The organism is Variovorax sp. OAS795, from assembly GCF_040546685.1.
Lineage (GTDB): Bacteria > Pseudomonadota > Gammaproteobacteria > Burkholderiales > Burkholderiaceae_C > Variovorax.
Window position 1 is genome coordinate 3,788,406 of record NZ_JBEPOH010000001.1, and the last position, 16,974, is coordinate 3,805,379.

26 protein-coding genes are annotated in these 16,974 nt (G+C 61.6%); 8 read left to right on the plus strand and 18 right to left on the minus strand.

Translation table 11 applies throughout. The annotated features are described in order from the left end of the window. Positions 1–913: 913 nt before the first annotated feature. The 4 genes from ABID97_RS18320 to ABID97_RS18335 all read right to left on the minus strand — a co-directional run bounded on the left by ABID97_RS18320 (position 914) and on the right by ABID97_RS18335 (position 4,057). Positions 914–2,071: a J domain-containing protein gene (locus ABID97_RS18320; protein WP_354399837.1), complete on the minus strand. Its 1,158-nt coding sequence runs from the start codon at positions 2,069–2,071 to the stop codon at positions 914–916. A gap of 124 nt (positions 2,072–2,195) precedes the next feature. After that, entirely contained in the window at positions 2,196–2,513 is a 318-nt protein-coding gene (locus ABID97_RS18325) for a hypothetical protein (RefSeq protein WP_354399838.1), read from the minus strand. Positions 2,514–2,577: 64 nt separating this feature from the next. Continuing rightward, a complete protein-coding gene (locus ABID97_RS18330) occupies positions 2,578–3,072 on the minus strand; it encodes a hypothetical protein (protein WP_354399839.1) in 495 nt (164 codons plus the stop codon). 619 nt (positions 3,073–3,691) lie between these two features. Then, complete coding sequence (locus ABID97_RS18335; RefSeq protein WP_354399840.1) at positions 3,692–4,057, minus strand: hypothetical protein; 366 nt, start codon at positions 4,055–4,057, stop codon at positions 3,692–3,694. 235 nt (positions 4,058–4,292) lie between these two features. Between ABID97_RS18335 and ABID97_RS18340 the strand changes: the two genes are divergently transcribed. Together ABID97_RS18340 and ABID97_RS18345 are read left to right on the plus strand one after the other, a co-directional pair. Further along, complete coding sequence (locus tag ABID97_RS18340) at positions 4,293–4,562, plus strand: hypothetical protein (RefSeq protein ID WP_354399841.1); 270 nt, start codon at positions 4,293–4,295, stop codon at positions 4,560–4,562. Beyond that, positions 4,559–4,957, plus strand: coding sequence for a DUF6876 family protein (locus ABID97_RS18345; RefSeq protein WP_354399842.1), 399 nt, complete (start codon positions 4,559–4,561; stop codon positions 4,955–4,957). The genes ABID97_RS18340 and ABID97_RS18345 overlap by 4 nt, the downstream gene beginning before the upstream one ends. A 139-nt stretch (positions 4,958–5,096) precedes the next feature. Here the strand turns inward: ABID97_RS18345 and ABID97_RS18350 are convergent, their stop codons facing one another. The 3 genes from ABID97_RS18350 to ABID97_RS18360 all read right to left on the minus strand — a co-directional run bounded on the left by ABID97_RS18350 (position 5,097) and on the right by ABID97_RS18360 (position 7,506). Then, the gene (locus ABID97_RS18350; RefSeq protein ID WP_354399843.1) at positions 5,097–5,714 is read right to left on the minus strand and encodes a hypothetical protein; all 618 of its coding nucleotides are present in this window, start codon (positions 5,712–5,714) and stop codon (positions 5,097–5,099) included. Between the two features lie 151 nt (positions 5,715–5,865). Next, positions 5,866–6,090 carry a hypothetical protein gene (locus ABID97_RS18355; RefSeq protein WP_354399845.1) on the minus strand — a complete coding sequence of 75 codons (225 nt, stop codon included), beginning with the start codon at positions 6,088–6,090 and terminating at the stop codon, positions 5,866–5,868. A gap of 450 nt (positions 6,091–6,540) precedes the next feature. Continuing rightward, entirely contained in the window at positions 6,541–7,506 is a 966-nt protein-coding gene (locus ABID97_RS18360; protein WP_354399846.1) for a hypothetical protein, read from the minus strand. A gap of 161 nt (positions 7,507–7,667) precedes the next feature. On the opposite strand from ABID97_RS18360, the gene ABID97_RS18365 reads away from it, so the two are divergent. The 4 genes from ABID97_RS18365 to ABID97_RS18380 are packed head-to-tail and all read left to right on the plus strand — an operon-like array spanning position 7,668 to position 8,560. Further along, on the plus strand, positions 7,668–7,793 hold the full coding sequence (locus ABID97_RS18365) for a hypothetical protein (protein ID WP_354399847.1): 126 nt from the start codon (positions 7,668–7,670) through the stop codon (positions 7,791–7,793). After that, a complete protein-coding gene (locus tag ABID97_RS18370) occupies positions 7,790–8,062 on the plus strand; it encodes a hypothetical protein (protein WP_354399848.1) in 273 nt (90 codons plus the stop codon). Before ABID97_RS18365 ends, ABID97_RS18370 begins: the two co-directional genes overlap by 4 nt. A 29-nt stretch (positions 8,063–8,091) precedes the next feature. Beyond that, entirely contained in the window at positions 8,092–8,325 is a 234-nt protein-coding gene (locus tag ABID97_RS18375) for a hypothetical protein (protein WP_354399849.1), read from the plus strand. Positions 8,326–8,377: 52 nt separating this feature from the next. Further along, positions 8,378–8,560 carry a hypothetical protein gene (locus ABID97_RS18380; protein ID WP_354399851.1) on the plus strand — a complete coding sequence of 61 codons (183 nt, stop codon included), beginning with the start codon at positions 8,378–8,380 and terminating at the stop codon, positions 8,558–8,560. Between the two features lie 478 nt (positions 8,561–9,038). On the opposite strand, the gene ABID97_RS18385 is transcribed toward ABID97_RS18380, so the two are convergent. The 5 genes from ABID97_RS18385 to ABID97_RS18405 form a co-directional block, all read right to left on the minus strand. Then, entirely contained in the window at positions 9,039–9,776 is a 738-nt protein-coding gene (locus ABID97_RS18385; RefSeq protein WP_354401803.1) for a DUF7227 family protein, read from the minus strand. Between the two features lie 217 nt (positions 9,777–9,993). Continuing rightward, positions 9,994–10,275, minus strand: coding sequence for a hypothetical protein (locus ABID97_RS18390; RefSeq protein WP_354399852.1), 282 nt, complete (start codon positions 10,273–10,275; stop codon positions 9,994–9,996). After that, a complete protein-coding gene (locus ABID97_RS18395; protein ID WP_354399853.1) occupies positions 10,272–10,505 on the minus strand; it encodes a hypothetical protein in 234 nt (77 codons plus the stop codon). Before ABID97_RS18395 ends, ABID97_RS18390 begins: the two co-directional genes overlap by 4 nt. Next, a complete protein-coding gene (locus ABID97_RS18400; RefSeq protein WP_354399854.1) occupies positions 10,502–10,816 on the minus strand; it encodes a hypothetical protein in 315 nt (104 codons plus the stop codon). The genes ABID97_RS18395 and ABID97_RS18400 overlap by 4 nt, the downstream gene beginning before the upstream one ends. After that, positions 10,813–11,337 carry a hypothetical protein gene (locus tag ABID97_RS18405; RefSeq protein WP_354399855.1) on the minus strand — a complete coding sequence of 175 codons (525 nt, stop codon included), beginning with the start codon at positions 11,335–11,337 and terminating at the stop codon, positions 10,813–10,815. The genes ABID97_RS18400 and ABID97_RS18405 overlap by 4 nt, the downstream gene beginning before the upstream one ends. 250 nt (positions 11,338–11,587) lie before the next feature. Here ABID97_RS18405 and ABID97_RS18410 point away from each other — a divergent pair, with 250 nt between their 5' ends. Further along, positions 11,588–11,821: a hypothetical protein gene (locus ABID97_RS18410; RefSeq protein WP_354399856.1), complete on the plus strand. Its 234-nt coding sequence runs from the start codon at positions 11,588–11,590 to the stop codon at positions 11,819–11,821. 13 nt (positions 11,822–11,834) lie between these two features. Here ABID97_RS18410 and ABID97_RS18415 read toward each other — a convergent pair whose 3' ends face one another. The 6 genes from ABID97_RS18415 to ABID97_RS18440 form a co-directional block, all read right to left on the minus strand. Continuing rightward, positions 11,835–12,413, minus strand: coding sequence for a YqaJ viral recombinase family nuclease (locus tag ABID97_RS18415; RefSeq protein WP_354399857.1), 579 nt, complete (start codon positions 12,411–12,413; stop codon positions 11,835–11,837). A gap of 226 nt (positions 12,414–12,639) precedes the next feature. Further along, the gene (locus ABID97_RS18420; RefSeq protein WP_354399858.1) at positions 12,640–13,638 is read right to left on the minus strand and encodes a DUF932 domain-containing protein; all 999 of its coding nucleotides are present in this window, start codon (positions 13,636–13,638) and stop codon (positions 12,640–12,642) included. A gap of 170 nt (positions 13,639–13,808) precedes the next feature. Beyond that, the gene (locus ABID97_RS18425) at positions 13,809–14,267 is read right to left on the minus strand and encodes a hypothetical protein (RefSeq protein ID WP_354399860.1); all 459 of its coding nucleotides are present in this window, start codon (positions 14,265–14,267) and stop codon (positions 13,809–13,811) included. Between the two features lie 108 nt (positions 14,268–14,375). Continuing rightward, positions 14,376–14,723 (minus strand): DUF2958 domain-containing protein, encoded by a 348-nt coding sequence (locus tag ABID97_RS18430; protein WP_354399861.1) that lies wholly within the window; start codon positions 14,721–14,723, stop codon positions 14,376–14,378. A gap of 233 nt (positions 14,724–14,956) precedes the next feature. Further along, on the minus strand, positions 14,957–15,826 hold the full coding sequence (locus ABID97_RS18435; protein WP_354399862.1) for a toxin-antitoxin system YwqK family antitoxin: 870 nt from the start codon (positions 15,824–15,826) through the stop codon (positions 14,957–14,959). Positions 15,827–15,912: 86 nt separating this feature from the next. Continuing rightward, entirely contained in the window at positions 15,913–16,326 is a 414-nt protein-coding gene (locus ABID97_RS18440; protein ID WP_354399864.1) for a zinc ribbon domain-containing protein, read from the minus strand. A gap of 168 nt (positions 16,327–16,494) precedes the next feature. Between ABID97_RS18440 and ABID97_RS18445 the strand changes: the two genes are divergently transcribed. After that, positions 16,495–16,869, plus strand: coding sequence for a helix-turn-helix domain-containing protein (locus tag ABID97_RS18445; RefSeq protein ID WP_354399865.1), 375 nt, complete (start codon positions 16,495–16,497; stop codon positions 16,867–16,869). The last annotated feature ends 105 nt before the right edge of the window (positions 16,870–16,974 follow it).

The window sequence follows — 16,974 nt, forward strand, 5'->3', positions numbered from 1 at the left end:
AACCGCTAGTCCCGCTGCCAACGCGCCGCATCACCCATATGAACCTTGACAAGGGCGATAACGGAGAGTATTCCCAAGCGCGTCGCGTCGGTCTCCAGTCAGTACAAGCGATGACTCACGTGTTGGGTTCGGAGGGTTGCGTATCCCGTCGACACGACCGCTCTCACACCGCGCACCCTTCTCAACATCGACCAATGCCCCGACAAGGTCGAGGCAAATTTCAAAGACCGCTTCAATACCCGAAGTCCACTTGCAGCGTAAGCAGCCGTCGCGCCCTCGGATCGGTCTCGAAATCTATGGTGCCTGTCTGAACCGGCACACGTAGTGTGTTTCAGGGGGCCGGTGAATCTCAATCCCCCTGCATAGCGCCTAGGGCGCCGCCCGGCTGTCGTGTTGCGTGCTGAGCAGCATTCAATACTCGAGGTCTTTCAGCGTGACACGCACTTTCTGATCGTCGTCATGCTCGGGTATGACGGAGTCGGCGAACGCACTGGTGAACAGAGACGCCAATATCCGATACGTTGAGTCATCCGAATCAGTCAGCACTTTGGCGGAAATCGTTTCGTAGTCGACGTCCTTTCGCCGATGGCTCTTGCCTTCGCCTACAAGGCGTCCAAGCCGTGCTCGCGTAAGTAAGCGGCGTACTCCGAGGACGTCGCCTCGCGGTGGAAAGGGATGCTTGCGAGCATCTTGCCGTGAACCAACTGGCGAGAGATGTGCCTCGGCGTTGGGACAACGTGCTCAGGCTGCCCTGGGTACATCGTCACCATCAAAAGGTCTTCGCCCGTGAGTTGAATCTCCACGGCCAAGCCGTAGGCGTGGTCGACCGGTTGCTCGCTCATTTTCAAACCCCTCTCGGTATTCCGACGTCACGTCGGTGTGAAGAGTGTCCCAACCGGTCTGCATATCGAGGCTAGAGGGAACTCCTGGCGGTTGTGCCCACGCGCTGAGATTCGGGTGCAAGGGACTTGCTGAAAGTCACGGTGATCTCCGGCATAGAGTACCCATTGCTGTCCTGCTGCACATCAAAATACCTGGTCGTGCTCACCGTCGGAGAGTCGTAGGTTGAAAACGCGAAGAAGTAGTTTCCAGGGCAGACATTCGTGACCCTTACGGTTCCGGCTGTGAAGACCTCCGACCGCTCGAGTACCGTAGATCCTGGCCGAACCCCAGATCGCAACTCGACGTTGATGATTCCCGAATAGTTTGTTGAATTGAGGTTCAAAGTGACGGTTGAAAGGCAGGAGTAGTCGCGCTGGCGAGCAACCACAGGGGCGACGACCCTGACCGGTGGTTTAGACGCCGCTCCCGATGGGAAGGGTTTGCCTGGCGCACTCGAATTCGCTATTTGCATGTTCTTCGCGCGGTCCGCGTCGAGCTGAGCTGCACGCTGTCGCGTTGCCGAGGCCGCTTCTGCAGCCAAATCAGCCTCCATTTTTTCGCAGCGAGCCATTTCTAAACTACCGGCGCAGCGCGGGTACTTTGATGGGGCGGCGGTTGAGCTGGAAGCGCCGGCGGGTTGAGTCGGTGCTGCCACCTGAGATCGGGACGGCGGCAGCGAACCGAAAAACGCAAGCAGAGCAAAGATCGCGCCGATGATCAGGATGGCCTTGCTTGCGGCGGGCATGAAATTTCCGCCTGGCTCCCCGTAATAGCCGCGTTGACCTGCACTAGCCCCTGAGTCACTTCGACGCTGGCCATGAAAGTCTCGCTCACCGGCGCGCGAATCCGCATCAGCATCCGATGCAGCCGCGCGTGGCCCTGCCTGTTGAGCCGGCGCTGAAGCCGGGGGAGGAGTCGGAGCCGACGGGGGCGCAGTTGCTGGGGCTGCAGCAGCCCCTTCTCTACCGAGCGTCCCGATCAAGGCATCGTATGAAGCTTTGCGTTGCGGATCTGAGAGCACCTCGTAGGCTTCGTTCAGCCGCTTCATATTCTGGTGGGCAGCTTCCGAGTTGCCCGGATGCTTGTCTGGATGGTGCTTCTGGCTGAGCACCCTGTACGCGGCGCGAATGACTGACGCCGAAGCAAACCGCGAAACCTGAAGCGTGTCGTAGTAGGTGCGGGAAGTCATCTGGCGCTGGAGAGTTGCCCCCGCATGTTACAGCCGCTTACGGTGCGCGATCTCAGACAAAGACCGCCCTACTTCATCGCAAACGTGATTTTCTTCACGACTGAGTGCCGGCGAAGGCCAAAAGCTACAGAATGCCGAACTCGTCGTCGTCGGCTTTCGCCGCCAGCATCCGCTCAGGCGTGAGCCCAGCGTTGTGCAGAGCATCCCCGAGGTACTTGCCCAGTTCCTGCCACCCTGTCCGCTTGCCATCGGCGCGAATCTCAGCTTCAGCTTTGTCGAGGCAGCCACCTTTGTGAGCCATCCAAACCTCTTGGACGTCGCCGTCTTTGGCCGGGGACTCGAACACTGCCGCCGCAAGGCCGACGTCATCGATCCAACTCTTGCAGATGTCGCAGCAGATCATTGGCACCGTCCGGCCGCCCTTTTCGAGAACCTTGAACATCGTTTTGTCTTCCTGGCGTTGTTGAGGCGGAGATTCTGACCGGACGCCGGCCGGCGCAGGCGACCTATTCCACGAGCTTTTTCCCGGTCCTCTCCAAACTGAGCTTGGTAAATAGCGAGTCGAGGACTTCGCCGTGTCGGATGGAATTACCGAAATGCACGACTCCTCGCCACAGGAACACCAGCGAACACAGCATTAGGACGCCGAACTGAGCGAAGGCCGACGTCGACAGGACAGGGCCACCCCTTGTCAAGCTCCCAAAGGTGAATCCGAAGATCACGGAACATGCAAAACTTAGCATGATCGCCCTCGTTCGCAGGCGATTCTCGGTGGCAACGTAAAGCGGCACCATGTCAGCGTTCTCAGAGAGCAGCTTCAGCTCGGCTCTGAAGCGTTCATTTTTCGCTTCCCGTCGTGCCTTTCTCGCTGAACTCCACCCATCGAACCACCTGTCCATCCCTCTCAGGACATAGTGCATCACCAGAGCGCTTAGTAGCCCCACGACCACGGTGCAAATCCAAAACACTGGGCTGCCGAACTGCTTCCAAACTTCGTCCATCTCCACCTCCTGTAGATGGGCGGCAATGCTACGCGACGCCCACCACGGCGCCTCACCCCACTCCAAATGCTGTCACGCAGGCCAACCCCGACAAGGGCGGCGAGCGCGGCGCTGGCCAGGCACACGCCCTGAGCCGCTGCCCACCCGCTCGCCCACACCCTTGTCGGGCCCAAGCTGCCTGTCGATGACCACCCATCACCCCGCTCCCCCGTAGCGGCTTCGTCGCTCCTGAGCGCCGACGCAAAACCCGGCGAAAGAGCGACCACGCTTGAAGAGGAGGCCCAAGATGAAGAAGTAAATCCCCCAAACGAACTTGAGGTTCGAGGAGCTGCGTGTTGTTGGCGCAGCGACTCTCTCGGCCGACACCCCGCCTGGCCATCGGGAACCATGACACGGTTTTGCCCAAGAACGGAAGAGGCGTTCGGGTTCGAATCAGTCGCCACACCGCATTTGATTGCGTAGCTCAACGCAGTCCCCGACAACGCCACAGGCTCGCGCCTTGGCTACGGGAAGACCCACAGGACAAACCGGACGCCAGCTTGAGGCGGGCGTAAGCGTTGTCGGGGCACAGCTGATCTCAGCACGCGGTAGACGCCGGACCCTGTAACCGGCACCCCATTCAGGGCTGAGGCTTGGCCTCGCCCTTCCCTCTGAATAAGAGGATTACTGCAGCGGCGACCAGGACGACAAAGCCCTCCCACACGAGCAACAGCTTGAGTGGGGCCAGCTGCGGGACCAGAGCGCCGATGCTGCGCCAGTACCAGAACGGCGCCTCATCACTGCCGTCTGCGATTCGTCGCTTGAAGCACACCTCCAGTGCATCAAAGCTATCCACGTTGCATTCGGTGTTGTAGCCCTCAAACGGGAAGTGCAGCACGAGGAGCACGAGCGCGACGATGCCGCCAACCAATAGGACCTTGCGTTCGAGAGATGAGAACTCGCGCGCCTGCGGGACTGCCACCTTGATTTTTTCCTCGTCTGCCATGTGCACCTCCGCGGTACGCCCGCGGCAGGACTCTAGACGATTTCCGCACACCAACCCAAGGAGCTCCCCATGATCCAAGTCACTGCGCTGCAGCGCGCCAATGCCATCGAGGCCCTCAACGTCATGTGGCCCACCGTGCCGCCGGAGAATGTGTCTTACAACCTGGGCTGGTGGCGCGGCCGCCGCGGCGATCCTAAGTCGACGACTCCACCAGACTGTGGAACCATCTGCTGCTTTGGCGGCTGGTGTTGCCTGGTGGCCCGCCTTTGTGGCGCAAGGGGTGTATGTCGGCACGCATGGCGCGCCGTTCGACAGCGACCCCGCAGCGTTCGGCGGCACCAGCCGTCTCGCAGACGAGAGCCTCTTCGGGGCCAACTTCCTGTTCTCTCCACGCGGCAATCCCACCTGCGATGCCGATTTCGACGGCAACGACCACGAGTTGGTCTCGCACCGGTTGCGCTGGCTCATCGCGAACTCGACAGTGGTCGAAGGAGACACCGAATGAAAAACGGCCAAGACCTGCTCAACGAGCTCAACCAGTTCCACGACAGCGACCTCCCCTACTACCACCCGCTGAACCACGACGTAACCTACACGCCGGGCGTGCGCCACTTCGCTTTCAACGCCGGCCGCGGCGCCTACTGGCTGTTCGACATCCTGGCCACCGAGCCCGAGATCTTGAAGGCCGTGCGCGACCTCGGCATCGTGTTCGTGCGACTGACCGTCAAGGACTCGCGCGCCATCCTCGTCGTCAACGCTGACGACGGCGAGCCGCCGCTGTTCCGGCGCGTGATCGGCTACACCGATTGCCCGGAGCGCCCGGTGACGAAGGACGATCCCAACGGAGAGTGGCTGTTCTACTTAGAGAACATGTCCCTTCTGTTGCCGGGCCAGCGGTGAATGGGCGATCAACGCTTCGAGCGAGAGACACTGACCTCAAGGGTCGTTGCGGGCGGAAGCCGAAATTGACAGCGCTACGAAGCAGCCGTTCAGTTCTCGCCCGGGTTTGCAGCATTGGGCAACGAGCAACCAAGCGGCCTCAATGTGCAGCCGGCGGTCGGCACGCAATCGCGATCTTGCGCGTGGCTACTAAGTACTCCACCGTACTGTCAGAGAACGGCTGCGCTTCGCTGGTGCCGCTTACGGGGCTTGTTATCCTGGAGGAGTTCTGGACCTTTTCGACTATCCAGGTCGAATTCACATATGCGTAGTGGATCACCCATCGGTCATCAATCCTAAGGCCCTTCTGGTCAGGAAAATTGATCGCCTTTGCCTCCTCCTCACTGTCGCGAGCAAGGCTCAGCGTGTGGTAGCGAAAGTCGATAGTGGCGGTATAGGGGGTGACCTGCGAATCGGTGCTTTTGACGTTGTGCACGTAGGATCCCGGAAAGTGAGTCTGCCTCAACCAACTTCGGGAGAGTTTCGTAACCACGTCCTCGGTTACACCGAGCGCCGCCTCGCAAGGCTTGTTGATTGTCTGGAACGCCGCAATTGGATCCTGCCCCTTGCATCCTGAAAGGGCGAAAAGAAACACGGAACAGATCCAAGCAGTTGCGCCTATCGACGCGGCATTCATGAACCGGAATCTCCTCGAAGCTTTAGTGCCGGTCATGCCGTCTTCCGCGACAGCCATTCCTCCAAGATCACAGGTAAACATCACCGTTCCTTGCGCGAAGCTCGCGTGAAGACACGGTAGTCGAGCGCCTGCGATCAAGGCAAGGGGCATTTGTCACGGCTTTAACGCCTGGCTCAGCCGCTTGCTAGCGGCTTCTGACTGCCAGCGGGAGACGCTCGTGGCCAGCCCAAGGTCAGCAGGGCCCGTCGTAGGTTCGAGTGACATACGCAATTTTGGCGGCTTGACGCGGCGCGCGATCGCCGGCCAGCGGATAGAGCTTTAAAGCCAAACCGCTGAGCCAACCATCGGCTTTGTCGTCGCACAAATCGAGGAATGCGTGGCCGAACTCGTTCAGCCACACCTCCATGTCGCTCAACGTGTGGCCGGCCATCACAACAGATTTTGCGGGTTTCCACATACACACATCCTACTGCTGCCAAAGGTCGCGCCGTTGGCCAAGTTCAATGGCACGGTCCAGCTTCGAACCGGCGAGGGGCATCAGGCGGGGCGCCCGGGAATCCGGCTTCGATGGTCCAGGCGGGAAGCAAGGCCCGCTCGGATGGCATCGCACGGAACCAGCCCGGGCGCCCCACCTGATGCTCTTCAGCACCTAGCAAAAAGATGGGCGATGACATGACCACAAAGTGGAGTTCTGGAACGTCGGAACCCACAGCGTGCCGGCGGCGTGCGCCCTGAAAACTTTCACGCGCCGTTGGGTCTTTACCCCACCAAGCCGGCCAGCTCGGAACGTCCTCAACTGAATCCACCGCGCCGGCGGTGGATGGACTCCTTCGTATGTAGGGAGAGCCACCCGGCGACAAATTCAAATCGATCGAGCGGAGCCGAGGCCTTTTCTCAAAACTAAGCCTTACGGACTCTCTGACGTCTTTATAAACCCTGGAGGAGCCATAATCGTAATGACCGCATTACTCACCGCAAAGGGGATCACCTCTAACTCGCTAGGTAGGTCAGGTAGATAGAGCAACACCCCTTCGCGCTGTTTGCCGAGCTCAAGATAGCGCTCAAGTTGCGTGAGATTTCTCGGCACATCGCTAATATAAAGCCGCCTCTTTATTTCGATGAATACGGACTCACCGTTTCGTGAAACGACTAAATCCACGGAGGCAGAGCCGATTTGAACCTCTGATCGAGCTTGCAAGTGAGGCGCTGCAGACGCGAGAAATCCCATGATCGCGCCAATAGACTGCGATTCTGTAATCGCTTTCCCGTCGACGGCAACCGGCAAGTGAAGAGAACAAAACTGGTTCAGAAGTTCTCGGACTTCCTGCACGAGTTCGATTTTCTCGCTGGGCAGATCGAAGGAGAAATCGGAGCCGTTAGCCGAGTCTGCGGTTGCGGCCGCCGCCGCCGCTGCCTCTGCCTCTGCCTGAGATTTATTGAATGCTAGCTTTTGCTGAATTTCCTCAATTAGCATCGCAGCAAACGCTGCTACAGAAACAATAGCGAAGAGAGATTCCGACTGATCGAAATCCAGCTTGTAGTCGTGCGTTGAAGGATTTCGCCATTGCGATCGATAGTTCGAAAGTTGCTCCAAAACGCGCCGCCGAAGAATCTGGTGTTCTTCTAGGTATTTTTCTATCTCAAATGGAGTTTTCTTTGCGGGATCATTGCCCGTTAGAACTCGATACGCTTCTTTGACGCTGCCTTCGAAGGCTTGGTTGGATCGATAGATCGCATCTGTGAACGCTGTGTCATCCCCAGATGTTTCTCCGCGGGAGTAATGGGCGAACGCTGTCTCGATATGGAGCAGCACGGCTTTGAGACCAGCCGCGTGGTCGCCATCGTCCGTTGCAGCAGTCTTGTCGCGCAGCACCTTTATCAAATCCACCGCACCCCCTCTTGTTGACTTGCGCCTCCAACCTCCCGGACGCGAGCCGAGTATGCCCGCGCCTGCACCCTGCTCGGAGCACCTCGTTGAAAGCGAACAGGCCAACCGCGTCAAGGACACCCATGCGATCTGCTATTCCGACAGCGATGTCGATTTGCTTCCTCGTCCTCCTCTTCGGCAGCGTGCTGATCACGCCGAACAACCGCGCCTGGTGGTTCTCCGCCATGGGTGTGTCCGCCCTCTCTCTCTCCGTCCTCCTGGCCCTCGCATGAAATACATCGTCGCCAAAATCGACAACGAAGAAGTCGTCTTCGTCTTCCCCCGCACCGTCGACCACGACCGCATGGCCGAAGCCCTAGAGCGGATCCGCTTCGGAGGTGATCGCAACTGGGAGCGCAAGCTGCACAGCACCAACGAAGGCGCGATCATCTCGGCCGGCTTCGTGGACAACGGCACCTGTCACGGCAACAGCGAGACCCTGAAGCTCAAGTCGCGCGGCGCAGTGGACAGCAAGCTGCTGCGCGTCGCCCTCACCTCGTGAACCACCGCGCCATCATCGAAGCCGAGAGCATGCGCCTCTACCGACTTCGGTCGTACATCCTGGGCGACCTGGATGAGCGTCACTTCGAGGCGCTCAACACCGACGGCCACATCACCGCGCTGAATGGCTACTGCCTCGATGCCTTGGACGATCTACCGCGGGGCTCCATGAGCACGTGCATGCGCTACCCCGCCATCGACTTCATCACCCGCGGCAGCACGCTCGCGAACAGGAGGAGCGCAACGCGTTGGCTGAGCGCCTGATCGCGGAGATCCTCGCAGAAGAGAAGGCGGACAGCGCACGCCGGAGCACATCATGATCGCCATCCACAACACCGCGACCGGCAAGGACTTCGCGACCTACGGTGACCTGAAAGAGCGCGCAGAGGCCGACTGCAAGTACATGAACGAGACCGAGCTCAAGTTCGGCCGGCCCGCCATCTATGCGGTCATCGATTTGTCAGCGAAGAGGGCCAGTTCTGTGCCGGAGCCCAGCTAGTCAATCCATACGAGCTTGTGAGCGCGCGGCTGGTCGAAGAGTGGCTCGCGCAGTACCTGCTGGTAACCCTTGCGAGTCATCACAGCGACCTCGACCCTCGGATCGTCCTCAACGCCCGATCCAACAATGATTGAGTCGTTCGACGTCAAGCTTTGAACAACGAGATTGATCTCCGTCCGCCTCAAGCAAAAAAATAAACACGTCGTGGGAGCCCGGGCTATTCCTTCATGATAAAGAAATGCCCAGGGTCGCACCTATCTCACTCCGTTGCGGCCGTGACCGCGTTGCTCAAGCCCATGTGCGTTCGTCATGTTGTCCAACCGCATTTCCTCCTCAGCCGCACGCCGCACTTGTGCCAGTCGATGCGGGTCGGATTGCTTGCAAGCCAACATGGCTTGGTCCACCCGCATGAGGAACTCCTCGTCCAGAGCGGACGTGTCGCCATGAGGATCTGCGCACGGGCTTTCTTCGGACTTTCTCACGAGGGTCGCCCTCCGAAGAAAACCCCCTGCACATGCTTCGCACCGCTCCCGTGGGCCGGGAACCCCATGATCGCAACGCGATCACGTTGCTGGCAGATGCCGCAGTTGAGGCAGTCGGTGTTGCCCAGGCTGGCGGGACACATGACGACATGGCGACCTCTGGGAGTTCGCTTTGGCTTTGTGGTGCCGCGTGGCAGGATGACCACGACCGGTGCAATCCCGAGCTCGGCATAGGCATCGGCCTGCGCGAGCGTCTCCGCGCTCAGGTTCACCGTGAAGCCAAGTTCGTTGGCGCTCCTGATCGCCGCGCGGTTCGCCGCCGTGGGCGCATAGTGGGTGTAGGTGAATCCACGCCGTCCCTTGTTTGCCTGTACCAGCTTCGCGAGCAGCCTGCCGTCGATCACGCCCGGCGAGGAAGGCGTCAGATCGCCTGCCTGGTTGTGTCGCCACAGCGCATGACGCCGAAGCGTGGAGATGTCCTGAAGCAGGTCATCGAAGCTGCCGCCGCGCCCTTCTTCGGAGACGGCTCTCCAGTGCAGCGCCAGGGGGCCGTTCTCCGCATAGCAGCCGTTTCGCTTGAGACTGCAGCCAGGTGGACATGAGTTCGCACTGGTCGTGGTGACCGGGATCGGCCCGGTCTTCGCATTGCGGCTGATGCGCGTGAAGTGATAGGTGAACGTGGATGGCGGTGTGGCCGAAGCGACGGATCGCTGCGGTCGGTCGCATGAATGCATGGGGGCCAAGTTCAGATCCTCTGTTGGGGGTGGAAATACCGCGGGCGCGGCGAAGGAAACGAACACGCGCCCTCCCCGCGCCTTTCAGGCGGGAAGGTTTCGGGTCGCGCAGAATCAAAAAAGGGACCCGAAGGTCCAAAAAAGCCAGGGATGGCCAAAAGCGAGCGCCAGGACGGCGCTCGGGTCGAGCGACTGATCGCGCAGCGGTTGGCTTTAGCTAGCCGACGGAAGGGGAATCCTCGGAAGCCGATCCCGGCGCACCTGCGCCCTCCTCACCAAGCCTTTGCGCCAGCTTCCTCCGCACCTCCAAGGCGCAGCCATGCCAGGCATGGCCGCTCACGAGTGCGGTGTCCAAGGCCTCGGGCGTGGCGGCCGCGACCCTCTGCGAATACGCGTCCAGTGCCTGCAGTACAAAAGCCTGGATCAACGCCCCGTGAGCGCTGAACTGCATCAGGTCCGTGACGAACTCGACATTGGTCAGAGGCGACGGTTGCCTCATGCGCCGTCTCCAATCGCCTCGCACACCGAGTGCCGGATCTCGAAGCCCGCATCGGGGATCGAACCCGGGTCGAGCAGCATGATCAGGTCGCTCGCCATGCCTTGGCGCAGGGACGCCCAACTCTCCTCGGTGAGCCCTTCCTTGGCCGCCTGCGCGCAGGCCGCACGACGCAAGGCTTCTTCGTCGAAAACAGCGACGTCCGCCGTGAACACCAGGGACAGGCCGCTCATGGCGTCTTCTCCTTCGACGTGACCGGAGAGATCTCGGCCCCGAACGCCAGCGCCAGATTCCCCAGGCCCGGTGGTCCGTTCTGCCGCACCCACCAGGCCGGCGGGCTGTAGGGCACGGTCATCACGCCCAGATAACCATCCTGCGTCGCATAGCCCACGACCTTGGCGCGGCCGATGCTGTTGATGCTGATCAGGATGTCGGCGCCGATCGCCGGCACCTCGAACTCGGCCGACCACTTGAGCTGGTCCGTCGCCGCGAGGTTGCGGGTGTAAGGCGGCACCGTCTCGTGCCGCTGCAAATCGTTGTTCATGGTTGGGTTTCCAGAGATGGCAGCACCGTGGCGTTGCCGAGTTGTCGGGATTTGAGGCGGAAGACCAGGCCGTCGCTCTCGCGCGCGACGTCCCAGCCCCGGCGTCCGAGGCTGCGGCGTAGCACATAGGTGTGATCGCCGTACGCGACGCGCAGGCCAGGCCGGATCGCCGCCCGCCTGGCCATCCGGTTCGCGTGGAAGGCACGCACCTGCTCGCGCCAGGCGCCCGCATATGTGCCCATGGGCGCATCGGCCTGCGCAAGGAACACGAGTGGACAGTCGTAGTAGCAAGGGCCGACGGTCTCGTCCATGCTCTTGACCGCCGCCTCGCTATGCCGGCAGTCGATGAGGGTGAGGCCGATCCACTTGCGTCCGGCGTTGCCCCCGGTGCGGGTCTGGGCCAGGAACCACAACCGGTTGCCGATCACGCGGTGCGCCAGCACCGTGCCATGGGTGCCGACGCTGGCCAACTCGTCGTGGAGGGCCTGGGTCTTGGTGGCCCGGTAGACGATGGTGCCCATGTCAGGCCTCCGCGGCGGACGGAGGCGCCGACGCGGAGGCCGTGCCGTTCGGATCGCGAGGTCGAGGGCGGACGACCTCGAGCAGGAAAATGTGGAAAGAGAGAAGGTGATGCATGGGTCAAAGGTCAAAAAGCCCGCGCAAGGCGGGCTGGTGGAGAAGAAAAGAGCTGAGAAGAGCAGAAAAACCACAGTGCCCTCCTGCGCGCACAGGTGACCCTCTGGCGGCGAGCTCTGACGGCACAATCTCGGCATGACGACACAGCAGGAGCTGCCCGACGAGGTGTTGAGCACGATGGCGACCGAGTGGCGCAGGAAGGCACTTGCCGGAGACCTTCACGCCCGCGGTATCGCGCATGAACTCGAGAGAGAACTGCGCCGGCGCGCCGGTGCGCCGTTCACGAGCTACGACACCCTGGACCTGCGGCCGCTCGAGGCGAGGACAATGGGGCGCTGGCGGTGGTGGCCGTTCGGGCGACCACGCTGAAGGCTCGGGACGCTCACGGCACTGCTCCGTCGTCGTCCACCGCGGGCGGCGCTTGGTCGCGCTCGACATGGCGCCAGAACGCCTGCTCCTGCCGGATGAGCCGCGCGATCTCGGACGCGTGGCGCTCGATGCGGTAGACCTGCAGGTCCTGGCCGCCCAGCAGCACGACCACATCGGCGGCCTGCGCACCCGTGACGGCGAGCTGATGCAGGACCCGAAGCCGGATGTACTCGGGAACGCCCAGGGTCCACAGAGGGGCCATCTGCATGCCGACCGACAAACACTCGAGCAATTGGACCTCGGAGGAGGCAACGACTTCGCGAACGACGGTGCCGGACATCCAGGGGTGCTCGGGATGCCGCACGGTGGTGTTGACGCGCCTCACCTTTCGCCCGGTCCGCAGGGTGTAGTGGGCCGCCACGATCGGCTCGAGCAACCGGCTCCAGTACGCGTGACTGTCGCTCTCGAGCCGGACGGGGTGCAGCAGGTCCTGCCGGCCGGTCTTCTCCATCCAGAGGCGGACCTGAGACTTGAAGGGATCCTGGCCGAGGGCCGCGGCGGCGTCGAGGTTGCCGAGGCCGGTCTCACACATATGGGGCCAGCGATGAGGGCCAGGCTCCCGCGTCGGCGGAGGCTCGACCAACTGGAGCAGAGGGCGGGCCGTCGCACGCGGTGTTCTCAGACGCTCCGCACCTGTATTCACCATGATGTTTTCCTTTGAAGGTTCCGTGCCCCAACCGGCACAAGGACCGCCCTCATGAAGGAGAGCGGCCCCTAAGGGGAGGACGGGGGGTGATGAAAATGCCCTGCGGAAGGGATCAGGACGTGAGCTGCAGTGCGCGATCGAGGGCGCGCTGCTTGATCGCCGCGCCCTGGCCGAACCAGGCGCTGTCGAGCCGGTACTCGCGGCTGCGGGCCCTCCGCTCGTGGTCGACGAACTCGGTCACCGCGTTCAGCAGGCCCCACGCCGTGCCCTTGGCGGCTGCGAGCTCGGCGCCTCGTCCCCTGCCTTCGTAAAGGGCTTGCATTGTCTTCAGGGCACGGTCGTGCGGCAGGCCGAGCTGTCCAGTGCTGCCCTGCTCGCGAATGACCTCATTGGCATTCGGTCCGCAGAGCACGCTCAGGAAGTAGTCCAGCGATTCCTTGCCCTTGACCTTGCGTTCGGACAGCTGCTTCATGCGGTGCATGAAGTGGTCCCACTGGGAGACGGCGATCCCCAGCTTCTGCTTGATAGCGTCGGCATCGAAGCGGGTGTTGTGGGGCACCCGAATCGCGTTGCTCGTGCCGTCCAACGCAATGGACAAGGTGTTGTGGCAGACCACCCGAACGGTCGTCGGGGTGACGGTGGTGGCAAGGGTTCCATCACACGAGGTGGCGAGCAGCAGGTAGCCGTCGACGATGTCCGAGCCCTTGAGCACGGCCTGCTTACCGGTGCGTGCCAGTGCCCAGAACTTGCGTCCGGCCTTAAGGACCCCCGCCGTTTCCATCTCGTAGCCGCCGATCTCGGTGAGGTCGCGGTAGAACTCGAGCACGGCCCGGGGCTGCACGACCTGGTAGCGGCTGCTCACGACGGACAGGGGGGCGTGGGTGTCGCTGCGGTAGAGCACCTTCTGGTCCTGAAAGGTCTCGAGGGTCTGAAGCGCCGGGGCTGTCTCCGGACCCTCGGTCATGTAGCGCACGGGCGTTTCGCGGATGGTCCAGTTCATGCCAGCGCTGCGGGCCCAGACGTCGATCGGTTGCTTGGGCGGGAGCCGATGGCCCAGCAGGTGCCAGGGGGTGTCGCCGGTAAAGGCCATTGTTTCGATGAGATGTGCCATGGATGATTGCTTGAGTGAAAGACGCACGCGACGAAGCCTTTGCGCGTGAAGTCGCAGAGATGCGCTGGGGCACGTGCGCGTACGAAGGGGAAGTGAGCGCGAGCGAGGGCTCAGGAAAAAAGCAATGCCCGACGCCGCAGCGGAGACGGCATGGATGCGCGGGCAAAGGATCAGAGGTGATCGAAGTCCGGATCGTGATCGTCCTCGAAGTCCGCGTGCTCGGGTCCCATGCCGGACGGTGATCCGGACGGTCCCGAAGACATCGGAGGCGATGGTGAGAACGGAGGCTCGGAGGCACCCCGCCGGCCGCTGAAGCTGTGGCCGCAGGCCATGCAGCGGCAGTTGTTCAGGACACGGTCGTCGACCACACGGCCGAAGATGGCACCGACTTCGGTGCCGAGCGCGCCGCCGCCCAGGCCCCCAAGAATGACGCCGATCACGGTGCCGACGCTTCCGCCGATGGGGCCCGCGGCCATGCCGAGGGCGAAGCCGGTGCGGCCGCCGCGCAGCGCACCTGCGATGCCGCCGGCAGCGCCGGCGAGACCGCCCAGGGTGCCGCCGGTGCGCTGGGCGACGTCTCGGGTTTCGATGCGGTCCGAGCCGCATGGGGGACATTGAATGTAGGACAAGGGGAAAGATCCTTTGCAAGAGGTGGATGGAAGCGAAGTGACAGGACAGACGGCAAAAATCCCAGCCGACCGCATGGTCGTGCCGGGCTGTTCTGGGGCGGGAAAATCTCAGTCGACGATGCGGCCTGCAAGCCGCGCCAGGCGCGCGTACGTGCTCAAGGGCTTGTTCGCCTTCCAATGCAGGTCACGCTCGATGCCCAGCATGCCGCGCATCAGCCGGATGGACGTCAGTTCGCGCACCGACACATGGCCGAGTTCGGGGCTGCCCATTCCGAGATCGCCCAACCCATAGGCGGTGTCTTCGTCGTTGGGATCCAGCTCGGTGATGAGCCAGGTGGCGGCGCCACAGGGGCTGAACCACTTGACCACGGGATGTGGATCGAAGTGAGGGTTGGCGCGCGAGGCTTCGCCGTTGGCCAACAATTGCTGGCGCAGTTCGGTGGTGATGAGATCCAAGGGAGTTCCTGGGTGAATGGCTGGTGAACGGATGGAGACAGCCGGGATGTCGAGGAAAGATCGGAGGGGTACTGCCCTCGGATCGGAACGTGGCATGCCGCTCTGCCCGTCGCCGAGCAGTCATGAAACGACGGACATGAAAAAGCCCCCATGCGGGGGCTTCGTTGAGTGGATCGTCGAGTAGATTGGCGCTTGGCCGATCGGGCCATACCAATCGACTCGGCGACCCGACCCTACTTTGTGATCAGTTCGGTAGTGCAGTTCGTTTCGAACTCGGAGAGCGTGTCGGCGCGGATCATGGCGTCTTCGCCCTCCGCTTTGTGGACCGCTGCGATCTTGCTATCCACGCACTCGCGAAGCGTCATGGTGGCACGTGGCTTCGCTTCGGCCGCAGGCTTGGGGTTGCCCACATCCCTGACGGAAACGCGATCGCCGTTTTCATAGGTTTCTTCCTGGACCAGTTGACCCTGTGGATTGAAGACCTGGGCGATCCCTTGCGCCTGTCCGCGCACGAAGTTGATCTTCTTGTACAGGTACAGCTTGGAGCCGCCATGCACCCCGTACTCCAGCTGCTCTCCATCCCGCAGGCCATCGCGGTAGCGAAACACCATGAACGATCCGTCGTCGATGACGGTTCCGGTTTGCTTCCCGTTCTTCCAGACCAGATCGCGGATGGGCTCGGAAGGGTTGATGGCATGAGGACCGTAGAGCTTGTCGATGCCGTCTCTCCGGTCGTTGTCCCAGCCCACCTGGATGTAGACCTCGCCTCGATCATTGAACACTCGCCAGTCGCCGTGCTTCTTGCCTTCGTTGAAGGCCAGTTCCGCTGACTTCCTGCCTTGCGTGGTGCAGGTGATTTTTCCGTCGAAGAGGCCGTCCTTGACCGGCACTTCGGTGGGCTCCTCGCAGCCGGTCGCATAACGAGCCATGCCCTGGTAGTTCTTGAGGGTGCCGGTGAAGGGATCAGTGGCATTGCGCTTGTAGATGAGACCGTTGACAACCTGCGTCTGTCGGGCGTCGATGGATTCTCCGCAACCGCTGAGAAAGACGATGGCGCCGGAAATGGCGATGAGCTCACGAATGAGGGGATTGAAAGTTTGCATGTGATTTCCTGGGAAGCTGAATTTGGATGTCGGCCGAAGGCCAAGAGGGCCGCCCTCCTCGGACACGAGGTGCGGAAGCGCCTCGCTCACTTGCGCAGCGACAGTCCGATGGCCATGCCGATGAGCACCATGCCGGCAGCGCCCTGCAAGGCCTCCTCGTCGGAGCCCGCGGCGATCAACAGGAAGATGGCCATGCCGGTCATGACGACCTTCACGCTTTTGGGAAAGGCCTTCACGGTGCCCCGCGCGAGGTAATAGATCTCTCCGCTCCAGGCAATGACGGCGGCGGCCGGCGCGAACAGCAAGAAGATGCAGATCAAGGCCCAACGCTGACGATACCAGGGGATTTGGCCGTAGGCGCTCGAGAGCGATGCCAGCGGAGCCATCGCGCTTGGCGGGCCCTGCGCCGCGATCACCTGTGGTGCGCCGCATTTGGGGCAAGTGGGGGCGGTTTCGTGAATCTGGTGACCGCAGCCGCGGCAGTGGACGAAGTTGGTCATCGGAAATCTCCTGGTGGTAAACGAAGTTGGTTCTCGGCAGCGCTCCCCTGTCGATCTGCAGGCCGCAGATCCTCAAACCAGCGCAAATATGTCTTATAGAACACATTTTCTCATATGCGTCCTTTAAGACGTTTCCCTGAGGTGCACATTTCTTGACCCTCAACGGCGATGAAAACCGCCAGTCGAAAAGCAACCCCTTCACCAGAACCCGCGATCGGAACACTGCCAAACGCGGTAACGCTGGCGCTGGGAAAGAACTTGAAAAAACTCAGACTTGCTGCGGGCAAGACCCAAGTAGCGCTGGCCTTCGATGCGGAGGTCGAACGGTCTCGAATCTCCAAGCTCGAAGGCGGCTACATCAACCCCTCCCTGATGACCCTGGCGACCCTCTGCCACAGCTTGGGGACGACATTGCCTGTGCTTTTCGAAGGGATCGTTGCTACGAACGCGCCCACATCGGAAGGCGGTTTGCTGCGCAGGAAGAACCAGGCAATCCTGAACAAACCCGCAAAGCCTGCGCGCAAACCCTCTGGCAGGAGTTGAACTCTCCTACGTGCTCACTTCAGTCATATAGGTCTGAAAATTTCTGCAATACAACTTCCACGAAGGTTAGAGAGGCTTGAATGGTCGCCAGTTGCGGGTTCTAAG

Bases quoted from the DNA above. Each gene is read 5' to 3' on its own strand.
- ABID97_RS18320 (WP_354399837.1), bottom strand. From the start codon at position 2,071: ATGACTTCCCGCACCTACTACGACACGCTTCAGGTTTCGCGGTTTGCT.
- ABID97_RS18325 (WP_354399838.1), bottom strand. From the start codon at position 2,513: ATGTTCAAGGTTCTCGAAAAGGGCGGCCGGACGGTGCCAATGATCTGC.
- ABID97_RS18330 (WP_354399839.1), bottom strand. From the start codon at position 3,072: ATGGACGAAGTTTGGAAGCAGTTCGGCAGCCCAGTGTTTTGGATTTGC.
- ABID97_RS18335 (WP_354399840.1), bottom strand. From the start codon at position 4,057: ATGGCAGACGAGGAAAAAATCAAGGTGGCAGTCCCGCAGGCGCGCGAG.
- ABID97_RS18345 (WP_354399842.1), top strand. From the start codon at position 4,559: ATGAAAAACGGCCAAGACCTGCTCAACGAGCTCAACCAGTTCCACGAC.
- ABID97_RS18350 (WP_354399843.1), bottom strand. From the start codon at position 5,714: ATGTTTACCTGTGATCTTGGAGGAATGGCTGTCGCGGAAGACGGCATG.
- ABID97_RS18355 (WP_354399845.1), bottom strand. From the start codon at position 6,090: ATGTGGAAACCCGCAAAATCTGTTGTGATGGCCGGCCACACGTTGAGC.
- ABID97_RS18365 (WP_354399847.1), top strand. From the start codon at position 7,668: ATGTCGATTTGCTTCCTCGTCCTCCTCTTCGGCAGCGTGCTGATCACG.
- ABID97_RS18370 (WP_354399848.1), top strand. From the start codon at position 7,790: ATGAAATACATCGTCGCCAAAATCGACAACGAAGAAGTCGTCTTCGTC.
- ABID97_RS18375 (WP_354399849.1), top strand. From the start codon at position 8,092: ATGCGCCTCTACCGACTTCGGTCGTACATCCTGGGCGACCTGGATGAG.
- ABID97_RS18380 (WP_354399851.1), top strand. From the start codon at position 8,378: ATGATCGCCATCCACAACACCGCGACCGGCAAGGACTTCGCGACCTAC.
- ABID97_RS18385 (WP_354401803.1), bottom strand. From the start codon at position 9,776: ATGCATTCATGCGACCGACCGCAGCGATCCGTCGCTTCGGCCACACCG.
- ABID97_RS18390 (WP_354399852.1), bottom strand. From the start codon at position 10,275: ATGAGGCAACCGTCGCCTCTGACCAATGTCGAGTTCGTCACGGACCTG.
- ABID97_RS18395 (WP_354399853.1), bottom strand. From the start codon at position 10,505: ATGAGCGGCCTGTCCCTGGTGTTCACGGCGGACGTCGCTGTTTTCGAC.
- ABID97_RS18400 (WP_354399854.1), bottom strand. From the start codon at position 10,816: ATGAACAACGATTTGCAGCGGCACGAGACGGTGCCGCCTTACACCCGC.
- ABID97_RS18405 (WP_354399855.1), bottom strand. From the start codon at position 11,337: ATGGGCACCATCGTCTACCGGGCCACCAAGACCCAGGCCCTCCACGAC.
- ABID97_RS18410 (WP_354399856.1), top strand. From the start codon at position 11,588: ATGACGACACAGCAGGAGCTGCCCGACGAGGTGTTGAGCACGATGGCG.
- ABID97_RS18415 (WP_354399857.1), bottom strand. From the start codon at position 12,413: ATGTGTGAGACCGGCCTCGGCAACCTCGACGCCGCCGCGGCCCTCGGC.
- ABID97_RS18420 (WP_354399858.1), bottom strand. From the start codon at position 13,638: ATGGCACATCTCATCGAAACAATGGCCTTTACCGGCGACACCCCCTGG.
- ABID97_RS18435 (WP_354399862.1), bottom strand. From the start codon at position 15,826: ATGCAAACTTTCAATCCCCTCATTCGTGAGCTCATCGCCATTTCCGGC.
- ABID97_RS18440 (WP_354399864.1), bottom strand. From the start codon at position 16,326: ATGACCAACTTCGTCCACTGCCGCGGCTGCGGTCACCAGATTCACGAA.
- ABID97_RS18445 (WP_354399865.1), top strand. From the start codon at position 16,495: ATGAAAACCGCCAGTCGAAAAGCAACCCCTTCACCAGAACCCGCGATC.